Source organism: Pseudomonas sp. 2995-1, assembly GCF_002742505.1.
In the GTDB taxonomy this organism is placed as follows: Bacteria; Pseudomonadota; Gammaproteobacteria; order Pseudomonadales; family Pseudomonadaceae; genus Aquipseudomonas; species Aquipseudomonas sivasensis.
Genome location: NZ_LJSA01000353.1, coordinates 1 through 25027, shown reverse-complemented (window position 1 = coordinate 25027; position 25027 = coordinate 1). Strand labels below are relative to the sequence as shown.

Below are 25027 nucleotides of genomic sequence, written 5' to 3'. Positions count from 1 at the left end.
GGGAGCAAGCCCCCTCCCACAATGGTTTTGCGGTGTTAGTGGAACAGTACCGCCGTCTTCTGCAGGGTCACCCACACACCCCACGCCAACGGAATACCCACCACCAGCCAGGCCGCAATGGCCAATGGCACCGTACCGGGGGCTGCTTTCCACTCCAGGGAAGTGGTGGCATCCGCGCCCTTGTCATGGCCCAGCGCCTGTTCGGCAGCCAGTTCGGCGTCGGTCATGAAGTACTTGTCGGCCACCGGCCGTACCAGCATGTTGCAGATAAAGCCCAACACCAGCAGGCCGGCGAGGATGTACAAGGTGATGTCATAGGCCGCAGCGCGTTCAACGCCGATGCTCAGTTGATACTCACGCAGGTAGTTCACCAACACCGGGCCCAATACGCCCGCAGCAGCCCAAGCGGTCAGCAGGCGACCGTGGATCGCGCCCACCATCTGGGTGCCGAACAGGTCGGCCAGGTAAGCCGGAACGGTGGCAAAACCACCGCCGTACATCGACAGGATGATGCAGAACGCGGCCACGAACAGCGCCACGTTGCCCAGGTGCCCCAGGTTCGGGATCAGCGCGTAGAGGGCAAAGCCCAGGGCGAAGAACACGAAGTAGGTATTTTTACGGCCCAGGTAGTCGGAGAACGACGCCCAGAAGAACCGGCCGCCGATGTTGAACAAGCTCAACAGACCGGTGAAACCCGCGGCGATCGCGGCGATCGACGCCAGTTGCCCGGCATCCAGTTGACCGAACGGCACATCAACACCCAGTAGCTTGCCACCGAACACTTCCTGCAGCAGCGGCGAAGCCATGCCGAGGATGCCGATACCGGCCGATACGTTCAGGCACAACACCAGCCATACCAGACGGAATTGCGGGGTTTTCCACGCCACGCTCACATGCACGTGACGGTGGGTGATCATCGCATTGCTGGCTTTTTTCGCCGGCGCGGTCCAGCCCTCAGGCTTCCAGCCGGTCGGTGGCACGCGATAAGACAGCGCACCGCCGATCATGAACACGAAGTAGATCGCGGCCATCACCAGGAAGCTCTGCCAGACGCCCACGCTGGTCGGCGAAGCGAAGTGCCCCATCAGCGCTGCGGCCAGGGGTGCACCGACCATCGCGCCCCCACCGAAACCCATGATCGCCATACCGGTGGCCATGCCACGCTTGTCCGGGAACCACTTGATCAAGGTCGACACGGGCGAGATATAGCCCAGGCCCAGGCCGATGCCGCCAATGACGCCGGAACCGATCCACATCAGCCAGATCTGGTGGGTGTAAATACCCAATGCCGAGATCAACAGGCCGCCGCACCAGCACAACGCCGATACAACACCCGCCTTACGCGGCCCGGCATGTTCCAGCCAGCCGCCCCAGATCGCTGCCGAGCAGCCCAGGAAAATGAAGAACAGGGTGTAGATCCAGCCCAGCATGGAGATGGGCCAGTCGCATTGGGACGAGAAGACTTGGGCGATAAAGCTCATGTCTGGCGCGCAGGCAACGGGCTTGGTGATACCCAGCGCCTTGGACAGCGGCAGCCAGAACACCGAAAAACCATAGGCCATGCCGATGCAGAGATGGATGGCCAGGGCGGCCGGTGGAACCAGCCAGCGGTTGAACCCGGGCTTGGCGATGATGCGCTCCTTGGACAGGAACGCAGGCTGTGCGGCGGTAGAACCGGCCGCAGTGCTAGTGCTCATTGGTGTTTCCCCCAGTTATTAGTATGCGTCCGTCAGGCGCTCTCTCCCTCGGCCTTGCACGCAGAGCGTGGCCGTTTTTGATGAGTGAAGCTCCATTTTGGCGCGACGATAGGTCGCAGAAGGCGGACGAACACGCAGAGATTAGCACCTGCGGATGACGGAAAAACCAAACTGATATCACTTTTTTCAGGAAATTCTCTTTTTTTGACGCCAGAATCCCGCTACCTGGCCCGCGGATACAATGTAACGATCGGTGACCTGACGCCGGTCATCGGGCGTTATACTCTGCGGCTAAATTTTAAAATCGACATACAAGGACTCGCCCATGAAAGCGTTCGGCAAAATCCTGGGTCTGGTACTTCTCGGGCTGTTGCTGATCATTGTGGCTCTGGGCTTCGCCCTGACCCATCTTTTCGATCCCAACGACTACAAAGAAGAGATTCGCCAGATTGCCCGCGACAAGGCCCACATCGAGCTGACGCTCAATGGCGATATCGGTTGGAGCCTGTTCCCCTGGCTCGGCCTTGAACTGCACGAAGCCAGCGTGGCGACCCTGACCACCCCGACCCAGCCCTTCGCCGACCTTCAGATGCTCGGCCTGTCAGTACGCGTATTACCGCTGCTGCGCCGCGAAGTGCAGATGAGCGACGTGCGTGTCGAAGGCCTCAACCTGCGCCTCAACCGCGACAAGCAGGGTCACGGCAACTGGGAAGACATCGGCAAGACTGCACCGGTAGCCACCACCGATACGCCCACCACGCCGCCCCCGGCGCAACCGTCACCCGAAGCCAAGCCAGAGAAGCCGGCCCAGCCGATCCGCCTGGATATCGACAGCCTGACGGTCAACAACGCCCGCATCGAATACAACGATGAGCAGACCGGCAAACAGTTCAGCGCCGAGAGCATCCAGTTGAGCGCCGGTGCCGTGCACGAAGGCGCCAGCATTCCGGTGAAGCTCACCGCCTTCTTCGGCAGCAACCAGCCGGTAATGCGCGTCAAGACCGAGCTCAACGGCAATCTGCGCATTCAGCGCGCCCTCAAGCGCTACCAGTTCGAAGACATGCGTATCAGCGGCGAAGCCACTGGCGAGCCGCTGCAGGGCAAGACCGTGACCTTCTCCACCCAGGGTCAGTTGCTGGTGGACCAAGCGGCCAACATTGCCGAATGGACCAACCTGAAACTGTCGGCCAACCAACTGCGCGCCTTGGGCGAGCTGAAGGTCAATGACCTGGACAAGACCCCACAGCTCAGCGGCGCCTTGTCCATCGCCCAGTTCGACTTGGCCAAGTTCCTCGACAGCGTCGGCAGCCCACTGCCACCGATGGCCGAGGGCAGCCTGAGCAAAGTCGAACTGGTCAGCCGCCTCAAGGGCACGCCAACCAGCCTGGCCCTGGAAGACCTGAACCTGAAGCTCGACGGCAGCACCTTCACCGGCCGCGTCGCCGTGGACGATTTCGCCAAACAGTCGCTTCGCGTGCAACTCAAGGGCGACAGCTTCAACGCCGACAACTACCTGCCGGCGAAGTCCGAATCTGCCAAAGGCGCAACCGCCGCCCGCCAAGCCGAAGTGCAGAACAGCGAAGCCGGCGCCATGGCTGCCGGCGGCACCACACCGCTACCGGATGCGCCTACCAAAGGCGCCTGGAGCACCGACAAGCTGCTGCCTCTGGCGCACCTGCGCAAACTGGATGTCGATGCTGATCTCGCCTTCGGCCAACTGACCTTGAGCAAATTGCCGATCCAGAATGCCGTGCTCAAAGCGTCCGGCATCGACGGCCAACTCAAGCTCGACACCCTGAGTGGCGGCCTCTACAACGGCAGCTTCCAAGCCAACGGCACACTCGATGTGCGCCAGGATATTCCAGTGCTGGCACTGCAAAGCCGGATCAAGCAAGTGCCGGTCGAACGCATCCTGCAGGCCCAGGGGCAAACCCCACCCGTGAAGGGCCAGGTCACCCTCGACAGCAACCTCAGCGGCCGTGGCAATAGCCAAAAGGCGCTGATCGACAGCCTCAACGGCACTGCCAGCTTTGTGATCAACAACGGTGTGCTGCTCAATGCCAACCTTGAACAGCAGCTGTGTACAGGCATCGCCATGCTCAATCGCAAGACCCTGAGCGGCGAACAGCGGGGCAAAGACACGCCTTTCCAAGAGCTGAAGGGCAACCTGACCTTCCGTAATGGCGTGGCCAATAACCCTGACCTGAAAGTGCGCATTCCGGGCCTGGCCGTCAACGGCAACGGTGACATCGACCTGCGCGTGTTGGGCATGGACTACCGCGTCGGCATCATCGTCGAAGGCGACCAGCGCGAAGTGCCGGATCCGGCCTGCGAAGTGGGCTCCAACTTCCGCAACATCGAAGTACCGCTGCGCTGCCGCGGCCCGCTGGAATTGGGTGCCAAGGCGTGCCGCCTGGATAAAGATGGCTTGAGCCAAGTCGCGATCAAGGCGGCCGGTAACAAGCTCAGCGAGAAGCTGGAAGAGAAGCTCGACAAGGTAAACCCGCAATTGAAAGATGCATTAAAGGGCCTGTTCAAGCGATGAGAAACGAGCAGTTTTCACAGGCGGTGCTGGACTGGTACGACCGCCACGGTCGCCATGACCTGCCCTGGCAACAGGGCATCACGCCTTACCGGGTATGGGTCTCGGAGATCATGCTGCAACAGACTCAGGTGAGCACCGTGCTCAATTACTTCGACCGTTTTATGGCGTCTTTGCCAACGGTCGAAGCTCTGGCCGCCGCACCGGAAGATGAAGTGCTGCACCTGTGGACTGGCCTTGGCTACTACACCCGGGCGCGCAACCTGCAAAAGACTGCGAAGATCATCGTGGCCGAGTACGGCGGCGAATTTCCCAAGGATGTCGAAAAGCTCACTGACCTGCCCGGCATCGGCCTGTCCACCGCCGGCGCAATCGCCAGCCTGAGCATGGGCCTGCGCGCACCGATCCTCGACGGCAACGTCAAGCGCGTGCTGGCGCGCTTTACTGCACAAGAGGGTTACCCAGGCGAGCCGAAGGTGGCCAAGCAGTTGTGGGCCACTGCAGAGCGCTTCACGCCCCATGATCGCGTCAACGCCTACACCCAGGCGATGATGGACATGGGCGCCACCCTGTGCACGCGCAGCAAACCCAGCTGCCTGCTATGTCCGCTGGAAAAGGGCTGCGAAGCCCACATGCTCGGCCTTGAAACACACTACCCGATTCCCAAGCCGCGCAAGGCCGTCCCGCAAAAGCGCACGCTGATGCCGATGTTGGCCAACGCCGAGGGCGCGATCCTGCTTTACCGCCGCCCTTCCACAGGTTTGTGGGGCGGTTTGTGGAGCCTGCCCGAGTTGGACGACCTGCAAGACCTCGAACACTTGGCCACACAACACGCACTCGAACTGGGCAAGCACCAGGAACTGCCAGGGCTGATCCACACGTTCAGCCACTTTCAACTGGCTATCGAACCCTGGCTGGTCCAGGTCGAGGAATCCGCCCATCACGTGGCCGAGGCCGACTGGCTCTGGTATAACCTCGCCACCCCGCCGCGCCTGGGCCTTGCCGCCCCGGTAAAGAAACTGCTGAAGCGCGCGGCTGAAGTATTGAACGCAGGAGTGTCGTCATGACCCGCACCGTAATGTGCCGCAAGTACAAAGAAGAACTGCCAGCCCTGGAGCGCCCTCCGTACCCAGGTGCCAAGGGCCAGGACATCTACGATCACGTCTCTGCCAAAGCCTGGGGCGACTGGCTTAAACACCAGACCCTGCTGATCAACGAAAAACGCCTGAACATGATGAACGCAGAAGATCGTAAATACCTTGCGGGCGAGATGGACAAGTTCTTTTCCGGCGAGGATTACGCCAAGGCCGACGGCTACGTACCACCTGCTCAATAATTGATCAAAAACCGGGGTCGGCACGTAAGCGACGGTAATAATTAAATATTTTTTGAAAACTTGCTTGACGACCCCCTGAAAAACCAGTTTAATGCGCCCCGTTGCCCAGATAGCTCAGTCGGTAGAGCAGGGGATTGAAAATCCCCGTGTCGGCGGTTCGATTCCGTCTCTGGGCACCACTAATTAGTTTCAGGTGGTGCAAACGTCATCTGAAATACACAAAAAACCCGCCAAGTGCGGGTTTTTTGTTGCCCAGGATTTAACCTCCTAACCCGCCTCTTCGTTACGCCGCGCACTAGTAGCGCTATGATATGATTCAAAATGTGCCAAGGTAGGCGATTAACAGTATGCGGATGCATCCCTCCTGTAACCCGTCAGCCAATGCCACCTAGTATCGGAGTAGGCAACGACGGCGGATCCTGTATCCCCACGAGCCTCCCTCTACACGCTGCAGCCTCTCTCCCCCACCTCAACACAGCCCAGGGTCACGCCCAAGCGGTGAGGGAGCGCACGCAAGCGCAGCGGCACAAGGACACATCATCCGGCGATGCGCAGCCCAGCGTATCGCTTACTCATACGGGCACATGGAGAAACAAATGGCATACACATCGATCATTTTCAAAAACCCGAATACGGGCGCGATGAAGGAAGCTCCAGTCGGTTTTTCGTGGACAACCTTCTTTTTCGGTTGCTTCCCGGCACTGTTTCGCGGCGACGTGAAATATGGCGTGATCCAGTTCGTCATTGCGATGGTGACCATGGGCCTTAGCAACATCGTCTTTGCGTTCATCTACAACAAGCTCTACATCAAGGATCTGATCGGCCAAGGCTTCAAGGCTCAATCCATTGCCAGTGGCGATATGAACTTCGCGTCGGCGAAGATCGGCATGCAGATCCCACAGCTGGAAGCCGCGTAATCGAAGGCGGAAACCGTATCCGACAAAAAGCCTGCTGAATGCAGGCTTTTTGCTGACCGGCTGACTCACTGCAACAAGAACACCAGCAACGGATTGTCGTTCAACCGTCCTTCAAAGTCGGGAGGCTGATGCTCCAGCGACGTCCCCGCCAGCAGTGCGACCTCCTTGCGCGCCACGACCACCCAGGCTGGCCGATGCACACGAGCTAATTGTTCAAGCTCATGACCACCAATGAACACCGGTTGCTCGTCGTGATCCAGGTTCATCATGTAACGCACCGCCCAGGTATCCCGACCGAGGTCGATAAACACCAGCGGGCCCGGCCGCGTGGCACGTAGCGCTTCAACCTGGCTGACAAACTGCCGGGTATCGAACTGTAAGTCCTTGGCCGGCTCCACCACGACCACCAGCAGCAACCACTGCGCCACCAACGCAATCAAGCTGAGCGACACCAGCCGCGCGATGCGCCGCCAGGCGATCAACGCAGCGACTTGCAGCACCACCAGCACGCCCACCCACAACGGCAGCGAAACGTCTGGCCAGTAACCGTGCTTTTGCCACCCATGCCGACAGACAAATACTACAACCACACACAACGCCGGTAGCGCCGCGACAAGCCCCTCATAGCATCGACGCACGCCCACAAGCCAGCCTTGCGCCTGGAGGAGCCCATAGGCCGCGACAGCCGCAAACATCGGCACCATGGGCAGAATGTAATAGGCGCGCTTGAAGTGCGGCACCGACAACCCAATCAAAATCATCAGGCCGCAAGCGCCTAGCCGCGCAACCAATTGCACGGGCTCATCAAACCGTTCACGCCAGCGATGACGCAACGCAACCAGCGTGGCCAGCGCCAACGGCACCACAGGGAAGTAACGGTACAAACTCAGTTGAAGATAGAAATAGAACGGCTCGCCACTTTCATCCAGGCGCCCGCCCACTTGCATCCTGAACACCTCTTCGGCGAACCCATCACCACCACTGATGCGCGCCAGCTTTATCAGCAGCCACCAACAGACCGCCAACAACGCCAGACCAACCAGGCCGTGAATCAGCACCTGCCTGACCCGTTGCCCCGGATTACCAAGCGCCCAATACACACACACCACGCCGCAGACCTCAATCAACCCCAATGGCCCACGTATGGCGAAGCCGAAGATGAACAGCGGGAACACCGCCAACTGCCTCAATCGCGAGCCCAGGCGCTCGCCACTGTGCAGCAGGTAGAAACTGCCAACGCAGAGCAAAGCCACCATCTGATCCAGGCAAACCGAACGAGACTTTTCCAGCAGTTGAGTGGTGAGCAGGGTCAACAAAACGGAGAGCAGCGCCCACTGCCGACTCGCAGGAACCAGCAGGCGATAGAGCAGCGCAATCACCCCAGCAGACGCCAGTGCGGTGGGCAGTACGTTCGCCAGGTGATTGGGCGCACCGAATAACCGGGCAAACACAAAACTGAAGAAGGTAGCGGTGCCAGGGTAGTCCGCGTAGGGCTGACCGTAGGTCGTGGGAAAAAGGCTCGCACCATGGCGAAACATTTCTTGCAGGAACAGCGCCCAACGTCCGTCAAATCCCTGGGGCTGTTGATCCCAGATCCCCAGGGTAAAGAGCAGCAAGGCAAACAGGAAAATGCCCAGGGATTCCAGGCGAAAACGGTTGCGTTGATCCATCGGTAGGCCTGTCAGGTGGGAAGCGCTGACTTATGGTGCCGAGCACGCCCCTGAACATCGCCTGAACAGACCTGAACATTCACCCAGCTACCGACCTGCGGGCCACACCGCCCATGGGATCAGACGCACGTAGATCAACTCAGCCACCAACTCGACCAAGGTCTGCAGGATCACCGCCGTGGCGGCCAACCCCCGTACGTCTTCAGGCAGGGCCAGCGCCAGGGGCAATACCACCAGCGAATTGCGCGTGGATGCGCTGAACGTCACCGCCCGCGCCGTGACCGCCGGCAGCGCGAACAGCCGCGCCGCCAGCATCCCCATCAGTGGCGCCAGCAGCACAAAGCCCAGATAGACCGGAATCACTGGCACCAACAGGCCGATATCGCGCACCACCGAGGTGACTTGCGAGCCGATCACCACGAACAGTACCAGCGCCATGGCGGGTACCGGCAACCAGGCCCAGGCGTTATTCCACGCATTGACAATTGCGTAGCGCCGCGCCAGGGACGTCGTGAGCACCGCCAGCACCATCGGCACCACGATCAACTCTACAAAGGCTTGAACAAACGGTCCCACCGCAACCACTACTTCGGACTGCGCGCCCAGCATAAACCCCAGGTACACCGGCAACAGCGCCAGCTGCAGTAACAACAGCACCGGCGTCGCCGCCAGCATCAACCGCGAATCGCCTTTGCCGATATGGGTAAACACCACCACATAATCGATGCACGGCGTCAGCAACACCAACAACGCGCCCACTAGCAACGCCGGGCGCTCCACCAGGCCACGGGTCAATACCCACACCAGCAGCGGCACCAGAATGAAATTGGCCAACAACAACGCCGACAGGAAGCGCTTGTGGCTCAAGCCCTCGCGCAAGTCCAGAAAGGGGATTTGCAGGAACATCGCGTACATAAGCACTGCGATGACGGGGGTGATCAATACGTTGAGGTTGTGGGCGGAGTGGGGCGCGAACAGGCCGACGACGGCAGCCAGCAGGATGGCGACAAAGTAGATGGGGATCTGGTTGTGTTCGAGGGTGTCGCGGGACATGAAGGCGCTCGAGAAAATTGCGAAGGCACCAGCTTATGCGCCTACTCGCACAGGGTCGACCCGTACTACCCGTTCACAACAACCGCAGAAGCCATGAGCGTAACGACGCGCCAACGCCGCCAATTCTGAGGATGCCCTTGGGATTTCCTCCAACCTGCGCTTCAATACCCCACCCAGATCCAGAACCTTAGGATGTCGAGCCCATGGCTTCGCCGAACAAGCAGCAAAAACGTGCCCAGCGGGCAAAGACCAAGACTAAGCAAAACCGCACTCAGCGCGCCGTAGCGACCAAGCCGGATGCGTTTGCAGGCGATGACAGTCGCATTGACCTAGAGTCGGTCGATTTGACTGAGCTGTTTGAAGAGATGCGCGTCGCTGGCGAGACCAGCCAACAGGCGTTGTGCGCGGCATTCCTGGCCCACCCGCTGCTGGCGCTGGTGCTGGAACAGGAAGGTGAAGAAGAAGCCACCGACTTCATCCTGGCAGCGCTGATCGAATATCGGCAGTGGGCCACGGACAGCGACGATGAAGCCGCCGCACTGGCGTGGGTCGAGTCGCCGCAGTTCCAGGCGGATTACGTCGCCGCATCCCAGGCGCTGGTGACTTCCCAGGACTGACGCAAAACAAAATGTAAGAGGGGGCTTGCCCCCGACAGCGTGTTTTCAGTCAATTAGATGTCGACTGACGCACCGCTATCGGGGGCAAGCCCCCTCTCACATTGGGACTGCGGTCAGTTAAGCACCGCAGCGCCTGCTCTCTGCGCCTTGCGACGGCTCGACACAAACACCCCCGCCGCCACTACCAGCAAGCTTAGAACGCCGGTCGCGATAATCTCGACCCGGTGCGCTTCCTGGAACAGCATGATCGTCAGCGTCCCCACGATAAACACCATCACCGCATAGGTCAGGCCAGGGAACAGCCACATCTTGAAGACGATTTTCTCGCCCGCCGCCGTACGCTTCTGACGCATGCGCAGTTGCGACACAGCGATGACGAGGTACACCAGCAACGCGATGGCGCCGGAGCTGGCCAGCAGGAATTCGAACACCGCTGCCGGCGCCACATAGTTGGCAAAGACCGCCAGGAACGCAGCACCAGTAGACAGCAACACAGCCCAGTAAGGCGTGCCGCTCTTATTAGTGCGCTTGGCCACTGCCGGAGCGTCACCGCGACGGCCCAGGGAGAACAGCATGCGCGACGCGGTGTACAGCGCCGAGTTCAGGCAGCTCGTCACGGCAACCAGCACCACCAGATCGACGATCAGCTTGGCATTCGGGATGCCCATGCGTTCCAGCACGGTCTGGTAGGAACCTACCGCCGCCAGTGTCGGATCGTTCCACGGCACCAGGGACACGACGATGAAAATCGACAACAGGTAGAACAAACCAATCCGCCAGATCACCGAGTTGGTGGCCTTGGTGATTTGCTGGCCTGGGTTCTTCGATTCCGCCGCGGCGATGGTGACGATCTCGGTACCCATGAACGAGAACATGGTGGTCAGGATGGCCGCCAGTACTGCGCCCATGCCGTTGGGCATAAAGCCTTGGGTGTCGAACAGGTGCGAAACGCCGCTGACCTGGCTGGTCGGCAGGAAGCCGAAAATCGCCGCCAAGCCGAGGATCACAAAACCCACGATCGCTACGACTTTGATCAGCGCAAACCAAAACTCGAACTCACCGTAGTTCTTCACGCTGAACAGATTGGTCGCGGTCAGCAGCAACGTGATGATCAGCGTAAAGGCCCAGATGGCCACATCAGGGAACCAAGCGTGGAGGATGGTCGCAGCAGCGTTGGCTTCCAACGGAATCACCAACACCCAGAACCACCAGTACAGCCAGCCAATGGTGAAACCGGCCCAGTGACCAATCGCACGGTCGGCGTAGGTGGAAAACGAACCGGTGTCCGGCGAGGCAACGGCCATTTCGGCCAGCATGCGCATCACCAATACCACCAGCGTACCCGCAGCGGCATACGCCAGCAGTACGGCCGGGCCGGCGGCAGCAATCGCGTGGCCGGAGCCAACAAACAAACCGGCACCAATAACGCCGGCAATCGACAGCATGGTGACGTGACGCGGTTTGAGCCCCTGTTCGAGGTCATTGGAGCTTTGCGTACTACTCATTGACACACCTTTGCGAGGAATTGCGAAAACGGTCCACCCGGCCTGGTGTCTTCTTCGTGAAAAGAAACCAACAGGGCGTTCTTTATTTTTTACGCAAGATTTGCGCCAAAATGTTACGAAGTCGCAATTGACGCGGGCTGTAGGACGATTCGACAGTCGTCGCAAGTCATTGAGAACAATGGCATTCCGCTATAGCGTTACCGTGCGACTCACATTCAAGACGAACAAGCGCACCAAAAACACACACAAAAAGTACGTGACGCGCCATAAAGGGGCCGATGGGTACCGTTTGCCCGTTTAACCCTTCCAACACCCGGCCAAAGCTGGCACCATCGCGCCCTTTTTTACGCAAAGCCTGCGGTTTATCGGGTTCAAACGGTTGTTCGGTTGTTGAGGGCGCGACACGCTGCTGTGCCGATGCGACACCCTGCCGCACACGCCCCATTTACCGCCGGCCACGCTGTTGGCTGCCATCAAGACGCTATGCTAGCTTGGCGCCTCGCCAGGAAGGCGGCCCAACAGCAGGAATGCAATGAACACAATGAGGACCGCACATGGCCGAGGCCACGCCCGCGCTTGAAATCCGCAACTTGCACAAACGCTATGGTGAGCTGGAGGTACTCAAAGGTATCTCGCTGACCGCTCGCGACGGCGATGTGATCTCGATCCTGGGTTCCTCCGGTTCCGGCAAGTCCACGTTCCTACGCTGCATCAACCTGCTGGAAAACCCACACCAGGGCCAGATCCTGGTGGCCGGCGAAGAACTCAAGCTGAAGGCCGCGAAAAACGGCGAACTGATGGCCGCCGACGGCAAGCAGATCAACCGCTTGCGCAGCGAAATCGGTTTTGTATTTCAAAACTTTAACCTGTGGCCACACATGAGCATCCTCGACAACATCATCGAGGCCCCCCGCCGTGTGCTCGGCCAGAGCAAGGCCGAGGCAATAGAAGTGGCCGAGGCCCTGCTGGACAAGGTCGGCATCGCCGACAAGCGCCACGCCTACCCCGCGCAATTGTCCGGCGGCCAGCAACAACGGGCAGCCATCGCGCGTACCCTGGCGATGCAGCCCAAAGTCATCCTGTTCGACGAACCCACTTCTGCCCTTGACCCGGAAATGGTTCAGGAAGTACTTAATGTGATCCGCGCGCTGGCCGAAGAGGGCCGCACCATGCTGCTGGTCACCCATGAAATGGGCTTCGCCCGCCAAGTGTCCAGTGAAGTGGTGTTCCTCCACCAAGGCCTGATCGAAGAGCAAGGATCGCCACAGCAGGTGTTTGAAAACCCGCTTTCGGCGCGCTGCAAACAATTCATGTCCAGCAACCGCTAACGGAGCAACATGCATGCAGAACTATAAAAAATTCCTTCTGGCCGCGGCCGTCTCGATGGCGTTCAGCGCCACGGCCATGGCAGAAACCTTGAAGATGGGGATCGAAGCGGCTTACCCACCTTTCAACAATAAAGACGCCAGCGGCAACGTCGTCGGCTTCGACAAAGACATCGGCGATGCCCTGTGCGCCAAGATGAAAGTCGAAAAGTGCGAAGTGTATGTGTCCGACTGGGACGGCATTATCCCGGCCCTGAACGCCAAGAAGTTCGACTTCCTGGTGTCCTCACTGTCCATCACCGATGAACGCAAGCAAGCCGTCGACTTCACTGACCCGTACTACTCCAACAAGCTGCAGTTCATCGCACCTAAAGCCACTGCGGACTTCAAAACTGACGCCGAGTACCTGAAGGGCAAAGTCATCGGTGCACAGCGTGCAACCCTGGCCGGTACCTATCTGGAAGACAAGCTGCCGGACACCGAAGCCAAGCTGTACGACACCCAGGAAAACGCCTACCTCGACCTGACGTCCGGCCGCCTCGACGGCATCCTCGCCGACAAGTACGTGCAGTACGAATGGCTCAAGAGCAAAGACGGCTCCGCCTACGAGTTCAAGGGCGACCCGGTTGTAGAAAGCGACAAGATCGGTATCGCCGTGCGCAAGGGCGACCCACTGCGCGAGCGCCTGAACAAAGCCCTGGCAGAGATCAAGGCAGACGGCACCTACAAGAAGATCAACGACAAGTACTTCCCGTTCAGCATCGAATGACCTGAACGGTCTGCCCGACGCGCTCACTTGAGCGCGTCGGCTTCCAGCAATGCCTGCCGCGATATGAAAACACCATGAATTTCGATCTCTACGGATTCGGCCCCGCGCTCGCCGCCGGCGCGCTGATGACCGTCAAACTGGCGCTCACGGCGTTATGCCTGGGGCTGGTACTCGGCCTCGCCGGTGCCTTGGCCAAGACTTCACCGTACAAGCCGCTGCAATGGCTGGGCGGTACCTACTCGACAATCGTTCGCGGCGTGCCGGAACTGCTGTGGGTGTTGCTGATTTACTTCGGCACGATCAACGCCATGCGCTCACTGGGTGAGTTGCTCGACATTCCCGACCTGTCCCTCAGCGCCTTCGCCGCCGGCGTCATTGCGCTGGGGCTGTGTTTCGGTGCCTACGCCACCGAAGTACTGCGCGGCGCAATCATCTCCATCCCCAAGGGCCACCGCGAAGCAGGTGTGGCACTGGGTTTGTCGAAGTTCCGGATCTTTACCCGCTTGATCATGCCGCAGATGTGGCGCATCGCCCTGCCGGGGCTGGGCAATCTGTTCCTGATCCTGATGAAGGACACCGCGCTGGTCACGGTCATCGGTCTCGAAGAAATCATGCGCCACGCGCAGATCGCCGTAACCGTCACCAAACAGCCTTTCACCTTCTACCTGGTCGCCGCGTTCATTTACCTGGGCCTGACTTCACTGTCGATGGTGGCTATGCACTTCCTGGAAAAACGCGCCGCCCGCGGCTTCGTGAGGACGACGTAATGGAATGGGAAGTCATCATCAAGTGGCTGCCGAAGTTTATCCAGGGCGCCATCCTGACCCTGGAACTGGTGAGCATTGCCGTGATCCTCGGGTTGATCCTGGCCATCCCGCTGGGTATCGCGCGCTCATCCAAGCGCTGGTATGTGCGCTCACTGCCCTACGCCTACATCTTTTTCTTTCGTGGCACGCCGCTGCTGGTGCAGTTGTTTCTGGTCTATTACGGCCTGGCCCAATTCGACAGCATCCGCTCAAGCTTTATGTGGAAGTACCTGCGCGACCCGTTCTGGTGTGCCACCGCCACCATGACACTGCACACCGCAGCCTATATCGCCGAGATCCTGCGCGGCGCCATCCAGGCCATTCCACCTGGGGAAATTGAAGCAGCCCGAGCGCTGGGCATGTCCAAGCCCAAAACGCTGTTCTATATCATCCTGCCCCGCGCGGCGCGCATCGGTTTGCCGGCCTATAGCAACGAAGTGATCCTGATGCTCAAGGCCAGTTCACTGGCGAGCACCGTGACCCTGCTGGAACTGACCGGCATGGCCCGCACGATCATTGCGCGCAACTACCTGACGGTGGAAATGTTCTTCACCGCCGGTGTGTTCTACCTATTGATCTCCTTCCTACTGGTACGCGGCTTCAAACTGCTGGAACGCTGGCTGCGCGTCGATGCCTGCCAGGGACGTTGAAGCGCGCTTCCGGGCGCTGGATGCGTTTCTGATCGAGCATCAAGGGCTGTGGCGACCACGGCCCTTTACTCAGCGCCAGTTGCCTTGGGAAAACGAATACCCCGAACTGGCCCAGTGGCTGCGCCAACGCTCGTTGGCCGATGCCGAAGCCAATCACAACCAGCCCCATGGCCTGCTCGCCCCCGCACCTTTTCCACAGTTAGCATCGCAGGCGCTGCAACTCAGCACTGTGGATAAGTTACCAACGCAGCCCTTGCAACCCGCCGCGCACCGCCTGAAGGTCGATGTGCCCGGCCGCAAATGGCAACAGATCGAAGCCTTCGGCGCGGCGCTGCAGTTTGCGCAAACACCCCGGCATTGGTTGGACTGGTGCGCCGGCAAAGGCCACCTTGGCCGCCGCCTGCTGCACACAGGCCAGCAGCTGACCTGCCTGGAATACGACCCGGCCTTGATCGCTTCGGGCCAAGCCTTGAGCGAGCACCACGGCCTGCCCGTCACCCATCGTCTGCAAGACGTGATGGCGGATGTAGCCATAAGCGCCGAACACACCCCCGTGGCCCTGCATGCCTGCGGCGACCTGCATGTACGCCTGCTGCAAGTGGCCAGCGCCGCCGGCTGCAAGCAACTGGCACTGGCGCCGTGCTGCTATAACCGCATCCAGGGGAATACCTACCAGCCGCTGTCCGACGCGGGCCGCGCTTCCACCTTGCTGTTGTCGCTCGACGACCTCGGCCTGCCCCTCAGCGAAACCGTCACCGCCGGCAAACGCGTGCGCCTGCAACGGGACACCTCCATGGCCCGGCGCCTCGGCTTCGATCAATTGCAACGCCTGTTACGCGGCTGCGACGAGTACCTGCCTACCCCGTCCCTGCCCACCCACTGGCTGGACAAACCCTTCGCTGACTACTGCCGCGAACTGGCACGCCTCAAAGGGTTATCCACAGGCGAACAAGACTGGGCGGCGTTGGAGGCCCATGGTTGGCAGCGCTTGGCCGAGGTCAGGAACCTGGAGTTGGTGCGTGGTCTGTTTCGGCGCCCGCTGGAGTTATGGCTGGTGCTGGATCGGGCACTGTTTCTCAGCGAACGTGGCTACAGGGTTGAGGTCGGCAGCTTTTGCGACCCGACGTTAACGCCGCGCAACTTGATGGTGCTCGCCGAGCGCGATTAAAGGGCGAAATTGTCGCACCCCAACCTGTGGATAACTCTGTTGATGAATTCGTTACAGACCCTGTAGCGCTCTACGCTGCAGAACAAAAGCCACGCTGTTCATTTTTTGTTCACACAATAAAACGCACGTAAAACAGGCAGTTGCACTGTGTTGAGAACCGCTCCACAAAATGGCTGTTTCATCACAACTGCATCCAACCGATTGTGCATAAGCATCTGGAGGTAAGCGTATAAACCGCGCTTTAAACGCGTTTTCTGCGAGCGATCAATAACCGGCAAAGGTCGGTGATATCGTCACCGGCCAGGCTCGTCGCCGTGTTGTCCAAAGGGTCCGTAGAAAAGGCCAAGCCTTCGCTGATCGCCGGATCACGGTGCACGACTTCCAGCGGGTACTCACCTCGGCGCAACTTGAAGGCGTCGAGCATTTCCAGGTTGAACGTCGAGTTTTCGTCCAGTTGGTTGATCACCAAGTGGCAACGCGGTGGACGCTCACGCTCAAGATGAGGCGCCAGCAATTCATCCAATTGGTCCAGGGTGCCGAGGCAAGCGGCATTCGGTTGGGCGACGACCAGCACGATGTCAGCCACGCTCAGTGCTTGATGGAGATAAACGTTGTCACCTGCGGGGGTATCGACGATGACTGTGTGCCGTTCACTCAGCCCCAATGCCGACAGGCGCTGGGTCAGCCACTTCGGCTCGCGGGTCAACCAGCGTTGCAGGTTTTCCCTTTGCTGGGTGTCGGTGTCGCCAAAGGGAATGACCTGGCAACCGGCAAAACCCGATTGCAGGATGGTCCTCCATGGCGCGTTGAGCAGACTACTGCGACCCACACCGGGTAGCTCATGATCAACACCAAAGTGCTGGCGCAAAGCATTCTGGGGATCCAGGTCCAATGCCACGACCGACTCACCCAGGCGCTGCAAACCGCTGCTCAGTGCCGTGGCCAGCGTACTGCGGCCAACACCACCATTGATGGACACCAGCGCCACTACCGTCGGGCGTAGCGTGGTCAGTGGCTCATTGTGATGATGTTCATTGGCGTGGGACGCATGAGTACTCATGCGCGAGCCATCTTTATGGTTCACCCGAGTGCCATCGTCGAAGGGAACGCTGCCGAAAAAATGCAGGCGAGCGTTTCTTCCCTTGGGATCACGGGAAACGCTCTTGCCGAACAGGGCAAATAGATCATCAGTGCGGCTCATGGCCGGAGCTCCTTCACGGCGCCATATAAAGACGTGAAAAGGTCGGCAAGGTATGGCTTCGCCGCAGGTCTTTTTGTAGGCGTTCTCATGACTTCATTCTGTGACAGCGTTAAAGAAGTGTCATTATTTTGATGAAATTACCACCACCCTTTCAGACGAGCGGAAAACAGCCAATTTACTGACGGACTTTTACTACAATTCACTGGCAGTGATTTCATCGTGCCATTGTTTTTTACCCGCTATCACCGCACCATTGCCGCACCTTCAATGCTGCAAGCTTGGGTAATCGCAGTGGCGATACGCTTTAAATTCCCTCGGATTCTGTACGGCCTCGCCATCACGCTGTTGCTGGGTGGCGGCCTGCTGGGCGATTTGCTCGCCGACTGGGATTTCAGCCAAATCAGCCGCCGCGCCGAGTCGCTTTACGGGCCACTGGGCCCCGGGCGTCAGCGCATTGATGCATGGCAGCAATTGCTGTCAACGCAGAAGCAAGTGGGTGAGGCCGAGCAGCTCAAAGTGGTGAATCTGTTCTTCAACCGCCAGTTGCGCTACGAGGAAGACATCGACCTGTGGCACGAGATTGATTATTGGGCGACCCCTATTCAGTCCCTGTGGAAAGGCGCAGGCGACTGCGAAGACTACGCCATCGCCAAGTACTTCAGCCTGCGTCACTTGGGCGTCCCCGCCGAAAAACTGCGCATTACCTACGTTAAAGCGTTACGCCAGAATCGCGCGCACATGGTGCTGACGTACTATGCCAGCCCCGAAGCCATGCCCTTGGTACTGGACAGCCTGATGGACGCCATTTTGCCCGCCAGCCAGCGCGCGGATTTGCTGCCGGTGTACGCGTTCAACGGTGAAGGGCTGTGGTTGACCGGCGCGGCGGGCAACAAAAAAGTCGGTGACACCAAGCGCCTGTCACGTTGGCAGGATGTCTTGAAAAAAATGACCGCTGAAGGGTTTCCGGCCAGTTCGGATAATTAACAGGAGCTACGATGTCACTGTTCAAACAATTGCTGATCGCTATCTGCGTGTTCCTGGTGGTCGCGTTCAGCGGTAGCTTCTTCGTCAGCCTTGAGAGTTCGCGTACCCAGTACGTCAACCAACTGCGCTCCCACGCGCAGGACGCGGCCACGGCGCTGGCCCTGTCGTTGACGCCGAACATCGATGACCCGGCGATGACCGAACTGATGGTCAGCTCGATCTTTGACAGTGGCTACTACGCAAGCATCCGTGTGGTGGACCTGAGCAATAACCAGATCCTGGTGGAGCGGGCCGCCGAGCCGGATGCCAGCAGCGTTCCGGCTTGGTTCGTGAAGATGATCGGCCTCGCGCCGGCTGGCGGCGATGCCATTGTCAGCCGTGGCTGGCAGCAGGCGGCGCGGGTTGAGGTGGTCAGTCACCCGATGTTTGCCCTGGCCAAACTCTGGCAAAGCGCGCTCGGCAGCCTGGGTTGGCTGTTGATCTGCGGCGCCGCGAGTGCAGTGCTGGGCGCGCTGTTGCTGCGTCGCCAGCTGAAACCGTTGGACTATATGGTCGAGCAGTCCCACGCCATCGCGCGTCGTGAGTTCCTCAGCTTGCCCGACCTGCCCCGCACCCCGGAATTACGCCGCGTGGTGCAGGCCATGAACCAGATGGTGGAGAAACTCAAGGCGCTGTTCCACGAGCAGACCGAACGCAGCGAGAAGCTGCGGGTGGAGTCCTACCAGGACAGCCTGACCGGCCTGGCCAACCGTCGTTATTTCGAGATGCAGTTGCAATCGAGGGTCAGCAACATGGAGGAGTCCAGTTCAGGCTACCTGCTGATGTTGCGGGTCAACGACCTGGGCGGCCTCAATCAGCGTCTGGGCGGGCAACGCACCGACCAGTTGCTGCAAGCCGTCAGCCAACAACTGGTGCGTACCTGTGCCAAATACCCGGAAACCAATAACCTGATCACCCGCAGCCGGGGTGGCGAGTTCGCCGTGCTCGCGCCAGGCTTGGTGCGCGACGAAGCAGTGCAGTTGGCCCAGGAACTGGAAACCACCTTGCAAAGCCTGCACGAAACCGGCGCCACCGACATGCCCACCGTGGCCCACATCGGCCTGGCCCCTTACAACCCCGGCGACGCTTCGGCAGACCTGCTGATGCTGGCTGACCAAGCGCTCACCCAGGCCGAAGCCAACAGCCTGCAAAGCTGGGTCTGCCTGTCACATCAAACCCTCGACACCGTCAGTGACGACCCGCACAGCTGGCACACCTTGCTCGACAATGCGCTGAGCCAGGGTCGCTTCCGCCTGTTCTTCCAGCCGGTGGTGAGCAGCAGCGATACCCGCCAGGTCCTGCATTACAAAGTGCTGTCGCGCTTGCTCGACAATCAGGACCAGACCATCGCCGCCGGGCATTTCCTACCGTGGCTGGAGCGCTTCGGTTGGACCGCGCGGCTCGACCAGGTAATGCTCGATCTGGTGATCAAACACTTGGGCCAGCACAACCAATCGGTCGCGCTGAACCTGTCGGCGGCTACCCTGAACGACCCGCAAGCCCTGGAGCACATGTTCGAGCGCCTGTCGCAACACCCGTTGCTGGGCGAGCGCCTGACCCTGGAAATCGGCGAGGAGCAAGTCCCCGAACAGGCACAACTGGAACGCCTGATCCGGCGCATGCGCGGTCTGGGCTACAGCCTTGGCCTGCAACGCTTCGGCGGGCGCTTCAGCATGATCGGTAACCTCGCACATCTGGGCCTGGCCTACCTCAAGATCGACGGCAGTTACATCCGCGACATTGACCAGGAAAGCCACAAGCGCTTCTTTATCGAGGCCATCCAGCGAGCGGCCCACAGCATTGATCTGCCGCTGATTGCCGAGCGCGTGGAAACCGAGGGTGAGTTGCGGGTGATCCGCGAGATGGGGATTGAAGGGGTGCAAGGCCAACTGGTCGGTGAACCGGCGCCCTGGAAGTGGAGCACAGAATAATCACGCCTCCTTGACGGTTAAGCCGTGAAGGAGGTGCGCGTCAAATCAGGCCAGTTTCATCATCATTGATCAGCTCGCTCAAACCGCCCAGCGCCGCCCGGGCCTGGGTGCGTTCCAGGAACTTGGTCTGCGCCGCCGGCGGCAAGTCGGTGATGCTCATTACGTTCTTGGTGATCAGCACCTGAATCAAGTCGTCCAGTACGCGGATCATCTCAAGGTCACTGCTCTTGAGCTGCTTGAGGCTGGTCTCGATCTCATCGTCGGCAAACCACGCCTGGATCTCGTGATGGTCCGCCGGTAGCGTCTCAGTGGCTTCAGCGAAGGCCTGCGCCTCGACACGCACCAAAGCGTTGTATTGATCGCGTAGCACGTAGAACATCAGCCCTCTCCCAATAAAAAATCCCTGCAGGCGCCGCACACGGCTCCCACAGAGATTACACACATTTCGCCGAAGCGGATGCCATGGGGGCGCCAATCCCTAAAGATTGCCGCCCCCATGGTGATCAGTCGTGGTGCTTGACGGTCAAGTCGCCACCGGCGATCAGGCTATTGATCGCGGCGGAACCCGAGCCCCAACTGGCGCCATCCACTTTGATCGTGACATCAGCCGTGCCGCCACTGGTGCCGGTGAACGACCCGGTGCTGCTCACGCTCAGCGTCGAGTTGCCCGACGCATCCGTGGTCAACCTCAGGTAGCTCGACAAGTTGGTGTCGTTATTGCCTTGCAGCAGGTCGGACAGGTCCAGCTTGTCGCCTTCACCGTGTTTGAAGTCAGTGATGCGATCAAAGCCACCGTTGGTGTTGGTGTCGCCTTTGAGCCACACAAAGGTATCGGCACCCGCGCCGCCGGTGAGAATGTCGTTGCCCTTGCCGCCCACCAGGATGTCATTGCCTGCGCCGCCGGAGAGCGTGTCGTTACCGCCCTGGCCGAACAGGATGTCATCGCCGGCGTTGCCGATCAGGGTGTCGCCGCCATCGTTGGTGCCGTAGATGTTCGACGCGTTGGCCAAAGCACCGACGTCCTGCACATGCTCAGTGATGTACTGATGCAAGGTGCGGTCGTCGATCTGATCGACCGTGGTCGCCAGCTTCTCGGCAGCGAATGCCTTGAGTGCCGCGCTGCCTTCCTGGCCTTTGTAGCTGATCAGGTCGCCGAAGATGATGTCGTTGCCCGAACCGCCGGAAACGTTGTCGGCACCGGTATCGGCGGTGTGGCCGGTAATGGTGTCCGCCAGCTTCGCGGTGTCGATCGTGCTGACCGTTTTGTCGGTATCGAAGTACTTCTGCAACATGTCCTTGTCGACGCTGCTGCCCAGGCCGATGGCCTGAACCTCAACCCCGCCCTTGACCGCAGTGATCAACGCCGCGTAAGCGTCTTTGGCCGCTTCCAACGGATAGTCGTAGTAGTAGCTGCTGTTGCCGACAGCCCCCGCCACGTCGAAACCACCGCGGCCGTCGGACACGACATAACCTTCAAAGGTCTTGGTGCCGGACGAGTTGTACGAATAGACCTTGCCTTCGCTGTCAACGATGACCTGGGTCTTGCCGTAGATCGTTGCGGTGACCTCAGTGGACTGGCCCAGGGTGTAGTTTTTGCTATTGACCTTGCTGTCGAAGTAAACCGTATCGCCGTAGCGGCTGGTCGCGCCAAGAGTGGGGTTGTTGTACGTGTAGTTGTAGACGTTCGGCGCACCGTCGGTAATGAAGTACGTCAGGTTCTTCGCACTGGCGTTGCTGGTCGCTTCAGAGCTCTTGAACCAGGCCGTCGCAGTGTTGAAGGCGTCCTGGTAGTTGGTCACGTCAGTCGAGTTGGAGCTCATGTTGTTCAACACAGCCTGCAACGCATCCTTGGCAGCCGCCTGGTCAGCCAGGTTGACCGACACTTGCGATTCGACCTTGGTATCGAAGTCCACCAGCAACACTTTCACCACACCCGAACCGGTCAACTTGGCGTTGGCGATCAGGGTATCGAAGATGGTCGACAACTGGGACTTGATCGAAGTCATCGCGCTCGAGCCGATACTGCCCGAGGTGTCAACGATGAACGCGATGTTGTAGTTGGTGCCCGGGGTGGTGATGCCACCTTTGTCGCCAATCACGATGTTGTGGGTCGAGGTGGAGCCCAGGTCGATGGTATCCACCGCAGCGCCGCCTTCCGTAACAGGGGTGTAGACCTGAGGCTTGACCGTGATGGTGGTCGTTGCCGCCAACGAACTCAGGCTGTTGCCACCCTCATTGTCAGTCACCGCGACATCAATGATGCGGTCGCCCAGCGTCGGGTACTTGCTGGTACTGGAGTACTGGAACGACTCAAGCAGCGTCTTGTAGGTCGCCGCATCCGCCACGCCCGACAGGGTCAGCACGATCTTGCCGCTGACGTCAGTCCCGACGCTGGTCACGGTGATGCCTTTGTAGGTACCACCCACCGCTACCAGACTGGAGCTCAGCACATCGCCCGAACTGGCGTTTTTCAGGGTGATGGTCGCACTTTGCATCTGCGTGCTGTCGACGTCGCCAATGGCCACGCTGCCGGTAATCGCCACACCCGTGGTGCTGCGTTCGGTGTAAGCGGTGTTGTAGCCGGTGGCGACAGCGCCGTCAGCCGTGCTCAGGTCCAGGGTTGGGGCATCGTTGACCGCAGTGATCACGATGCTCACTTTGCCGGTCGTTACCGCCGAAGCGCCAGTGCTCAGCTCCGTGGCCGTGGCTTTCACGGTGAGGTCGAAGCTGGCGGTCGAATCCTTGAGCGGCGTAACGGTCAGGGTTTTCAGGTTCCAGGTGCTGACATCGTAGAGCGTGCCGCTGCCGTTCGACGTGATGCTGTGCCCAGTGTTGCCGTCGGTAATCACGGTGCCGGCTGGCAAGCCGCTGATTTCCACCTTGTGCGACTCCGAGCCGTCGTTGTCGACAAACGTGGTAGTGATCGGGCTGACCTTGATCGCGGTGTCTTCCAGACCACGGTTGTAGACGTAGCCAGTGTAATAACCTTCGCCGTTGACGATATGGCTATCGCCGAGTACCGCACCGGCGGCTTTCAACGCGTCCACGCTGGTGTAGGTCTGCAGGCCGCTGTTGCCCAGGGACATCGACACGCCGTTGTTGATCGACACATTGACGTCGTAGTTGCCCGCGCCTGCCTGGTTGTAGTGGTAGATATCCAGGGTGTAGTAGCCCGACTCGGTCGGGGTGTAGCTCGACCCGGTAATCGCGCTGCCCTTGCTCCACGTCTCGGTGGCAACCAACTTGCCGCCCACGGTGATTGCCAGGCTGTCGTCGGCCGTACCAGTGAAGGTGTAGCTCTTGCCGGCTTCCAGGTAAATCAGACCGGAGACTTTGGTCGCGGTACCGTCTGCCACATTGCTGTTGCTGACGCTGCTGGTCACGCCGGTGGTGACGGCGCTGGCAGCGGTCTTGGCGTCGATCACACGGATCAGATCGCTGGAATTGACCACACCGTTACCGTTGGTCCCCAGATCAGTGCGCAGAGTGCCGCCAGTCCAGGTTTGAATGACCAAGCCTGTAGGAACAGCGCCGAACGCGCCAACCGTCACAACCGGCACATCCGCCACCGGGTGGATATCCACGGTGATGACCTTGGTGTCGCTGTAGGAATTGCCGTCGGTAGCCTGGAATTTCAGCTGGGTGTAATCGGTCTGCTTGTTGCCCACACCTGTGGCCGCGAAGGTGTTGTCACCCGATTCGTTGGCTGCTGGGGTGTAACGCACGTTGTGGCCGTCGAAGTCCGCCTGGCTGAACGACTTACCGGCAGAGGTATCGGTTTTCAGATCAGTCGCGCTGAGTTTGACCCACGCGCCGTTGGAGTAGTACTCGATGGAACCGGCAGGCAGGCTGGTGAACACCACTTTCGGGTTTGTGGAGTCCTCATCGCTAACGCCGAAGGTCGCCCAGGTCAATTCGATCGGGGTGTCTTCGTCGCCCTGGATGTAGCCGTTGCTGGCGATCGGAGTGTCGTCGACCAACGTCACGGTCGGCTGACCAGTGCTGTGTGAGTTGGCGCCGTCAGCGTCAGTGACGGTCAGGTCAATCTTCGGCAACTGATGACCGGAGTTGACGTAGTCCGCGCCCTTCTGCGTCAGCACAACGTTGGTGCCGGACAGGCTGTAGTAGCCATCCGAATTGGTGCCGGTGGTGAAGGTGATCTTCAGTTGGGCGACCGGTGTTTCTTCGTCGCTTGCCGAGAAAGTACCGGCCACGGTGCCAACTTTGGCGGTGTTCTCGACAATGGTGGTAGCAGCCACGGTGATAACCGGGATGTCGTTGACCAAAGTAACAACCGGCTGAGCATCGCTGTGCGAAGTGGCGTTGTCGGCGTCGGTGACGGTCAGGTCAATTTTCGGCAGTTGATTACCGGCGTTGACGAAGTCCGCGCCCTTCTGCGTCAGCACCACGTTAGTGCCAGACAGGGTGTAGTAACCCTGAGTATTGGTGCCGGTGGTGAAATCAACTTTCAGGCTGGCCGTCGGGGTTTCTTCGTCAGTTGCTACGAAGCTACCGGCGACGGTGCCGACTTTGGCGCTGTTCTCCACGATGGTGGTCGCAGCCACGGTGATAACCGGGATGTCGTTGACCAAAGTAACGACCGGCTGAGCATCGCTATGCGAAGTGGCGTTGTCGGCGTCGGTGACGGTCAGGTCAATTTTCGGCAGTTGATTACCGGCGTTGACGAAGTCCGCACCCTTCTGCGTCAGCACAACGTTGGTACCAGACAGGGTGTAGTAACCCTGAGTATTGGTGCCGGTGGTGAAATCAACTTTCAGGCTGGCCGTCGGGGTTTCTTCATCAGTGGCTACGAAGCT

At 59.7% G+C, this 25027-nt stretch carries 19 protein-coding genes and 1 tRNA gene; 13 read left to right on the top strand and 7 right to left on the bottom strand.

Going from position 1 to position 25027, the window contains the following annotated elements; translation table 11 throughout:
- Positions 1-35: 35 nt before the first annotated feature.
- A complete protein-coding gene (locus AOA61_RS14125; RefSeq protein ID WP_032890119.1) occupies positions 36-1697 on the bottom strand; it encodes an OFA family MFS transporter in 1662 nt (553 codons plus the stop codon).
- 325 nt (positions 1698-2022) lie between these two features.
- Between AOA61_RS14125 and AOA61_RS14120 the strand changes: the two genes are divergently transcribed.
- The 5 genes from AOA61_RS14120 to AOA61_RS14100 all read left to right on the top strand — a co-directional run bounded on the left by AOA61_RS14120 (position 2023) and on the right by AOA61_RS14100 (position 6492).
- Positions 2023-4242, top strand: coding sequence for an AsmA family protein (locus AOA61_RS14120; RefSeq protein WP_099601992.1), 2220 nt, complete (start codon positions 2023-2025; stop codon positions 4240-4242).
- Complete coding sequence (gene mutY, locus AOA61_RS14115; protein WP_099601991.1) at positions 4239-5306, top strand: A/G-specific adenine glycosylase; 1068 nt, start codon at positions 4239-4241, stop codon at positions 5304-5306. The genes AOA61_RS14120 and mutY overlap by 4 nt, the downstream gene beginning before the upstream one ends.
- A complete protein-coding gene (locus AOA61_RS14110) occupies positions 5303-5575 on the top strand; it encodes an oxidative damage protection protein (protein ID WP_095186157.1) in 273 nt (90 codons plus the stop codon). The genes mutY and AOA61_RS14110 overlap by 4 nt, the downstream gene beginning before the upstream one ends.
- 103 nt (positions 5576-5678) lie before the next feature.
- Positions 5679-5754: transfer RNA gene (locus tag AOA61_RS14105), tRNA-Phe, on the top strand.
- A gap of 417 nt (positions 5755-6171) precedes the next feature.
- Positions 6172-6492: a hypothetical protein gene (locus tag AOA61_RS14100; RefSeq protein ID WP_095186158.1), complete on the top strand. Its 321-nt coding sequence runs from the start codon at positions 6172-6174 to the stop codon at positions 6490-6492.
- 65 nt (positions 6493-6557) lie between these two features.
- Here the strand turns inward: AOA61_RS14100 and AOA61_RS14095 are convergent, their stop codons facing one another.
- Both AOA61_RS14095 and AOA61_RS14090 read right to left on the bottom strand, forming a co-directional pair.
- Positions 6558-8162, bottom strand: a complete 1605-nt coding sequence (locus AOA61_RS14095; RefSeq protein ID WP_099601990.1) for a glycosyltransferase family 39 protein — start codon at positions 8160-8162, stop codon at positions 6558-6560.
- An 87-nt stretch (positions 8163-8249) separates the two neighbouring features.
- On the bottom strand, positions 8250-9215 hold the full coding sequence (locus AOA61_RS14090) for an arsenic resistance protein (protein ID WP_099601989.1): 966 nt from the start codon (positions 9213-9215) through the stop codon (positions 8250-8252).
- Positions 9216-9418: 203 nt separating this feature from the next.
- Between AOA61_RS14090 and AOA61_RS14085 the strand changes: the two genes are divergently transcribed.
- A complete protein-coding gene (locus AOA61_RS14085) occupies positions 9419-9832 on the top strand; it encodes a hypothetical protein (protein ID WP_099601988.1) in 414 nt (137 codons plus the stop codon).
- A 113-nt stretch (positions 9833-9945) separates the two neighbouring features.
- Here the strand turns inward: AOA61_RS14085 and gabP are convergent, their stop codons facing one another.
- Positions 9946-11337 carry a GABA permease gene (gene gabP / locus AOA61_RS14080; RefSeq protein WP_099601987.1) on the bottom strand — a complete coding sequence of 464 codons (1392 nt, stop codon included), beginning with the start codon at positions 11335-11337 and terminating at the stop codon, positions 9946-9948.
- A 554-nt stretch (positions 11338-11891) separates the two neighbouring features.
- Between gabP and AOA61_RS14075 the strand changes: the two genes are divergently transcribed.
- From AOA61_RS14075 to AOA61_RS14055, 5 genes are all read left to right on the top strand, one after another.
- Complete coding sequence (locus AOA61_RS14075; protein ID WP_065925764.1) at positions 11892-12665, top strand: ABC transporter ATP-binding protein; 774 nt, start codon at positions 11892-11894, stop codon at positions 12663-12665.
- 13 nt (positions 12666-12678) lie between these two features.
- The gene (locus AOA61_RS14070; RefSeq protein ID WP_095186162.1) at positions 12679-13431 is read left to right on the top strand and encodes an ABC transporter substrate-binding protein; all 753 of its coding nucleotides are present in this window, start codon (positions 12679-12681) and stop codon (positions 13429-13431) included.
- Positions 13432-13505: 74 nt separating this feature from the next.
- Complete coding sequence (locus AOA61_RS14065) at positions 13506-14198, top strand: ABC transporter permease (RefSeq protein ID WP_032890094.1); 693 nt, start codon at positions 13506-13508, stop codon at positions 14196-14198.
- Positions 14198-14887, top strand: coding sequence for an ABC transporter permease (locus AOA61_RS14060; protein WP_032890091.1), 690 nt, complete (start codon positions 14198-14200; stop codon positions 14885-14887). Before AOA61_RS14065 ends, AOA61_RS14060 begins: the two co-directional genes overlap by 1 nt.
- On the top strand, positions 14868-16055 hold the full coding sequence (locus AOA61_RS14055) for a methyltransferase (RefSeq protein ID WP_099601986.1): 1188 nt from the start codon (positions 14868-14870) through the stop codon (positions 16053-16055). The genes AOA61_RS14060 and AOA61_RS14055 overlap by 20 nt, the downstream gene beginning before the upstream one ends.
- Positions 16056-16296: 241 nt before the next feature.
- Here the strand turns inward: AOA61_RS14055 and bcsQ are convergent, their stop codons facing one another.
- Positions 16297-17256: a cellulose biosynthesis protein BcsQ gene (bcsQ, locus tag AOA61_RS14050; protein ID WP_032890087.1), complete on the bottom strand. Its 960-nt coding sequence runs from the start codon at positions 17254-17256 to the stop codon at positions 16297-16299.
- 267 nt (positions 17257-17523) lie between these two features.
- On the opposite strand from bcsQ, the gene lapG reads away from it, so the two are divergent.
- Together lapG and lapD are read left to right on the top strand one after the other, a co-directional pair.
- Positions 17524-18240: a cysteine protease LapG gene (gene lapG / locus AOA61_RS14045; protein WP_032890085.1), complete on the top strand. Its 717-nt coding sequence runs from the start codon at positions 17524-17526 to the stop codon at positions 18238-18240.
- Between the two features lie 11 nt (positions 18241-18251).
- A complete protein-coding gene (lapD, locus tag AOA61_RS14040; RefSeq protein WP_099601985.1) occupies positions 18252-20210 on the top strand; it encodes a cyclic di-GMP receptor LapD in 1959 nt (652 codons plus the stop codon).
- 40 nt (positions 20211-20250) lie between these two features.
- Here the strand turns inward: lapD and AOA61_RS14035 are convergent, their stop codons facing one another.
- Together AOA61_RS14035 and AOA61_RS14030 are read right to left on the bottom strand one after the other, a co-directional pair.
- Entirely contained in the window at positions 20251-20589 is a 339-nt protein-coding gene (locus tag AOA61_RS14035; protein WP_032890080.1) for a hypothetical protein, read from the bottom strand.
- 124 nt (positions 20590-20713) lie between these two features.
- Positions 20714-25027: S-layer family protein (locus AOA61_RS14030; protein ID WP_143521212.1), on the bottom strand; the 4314-nt coding region annotated here is incomplete at its 5' end.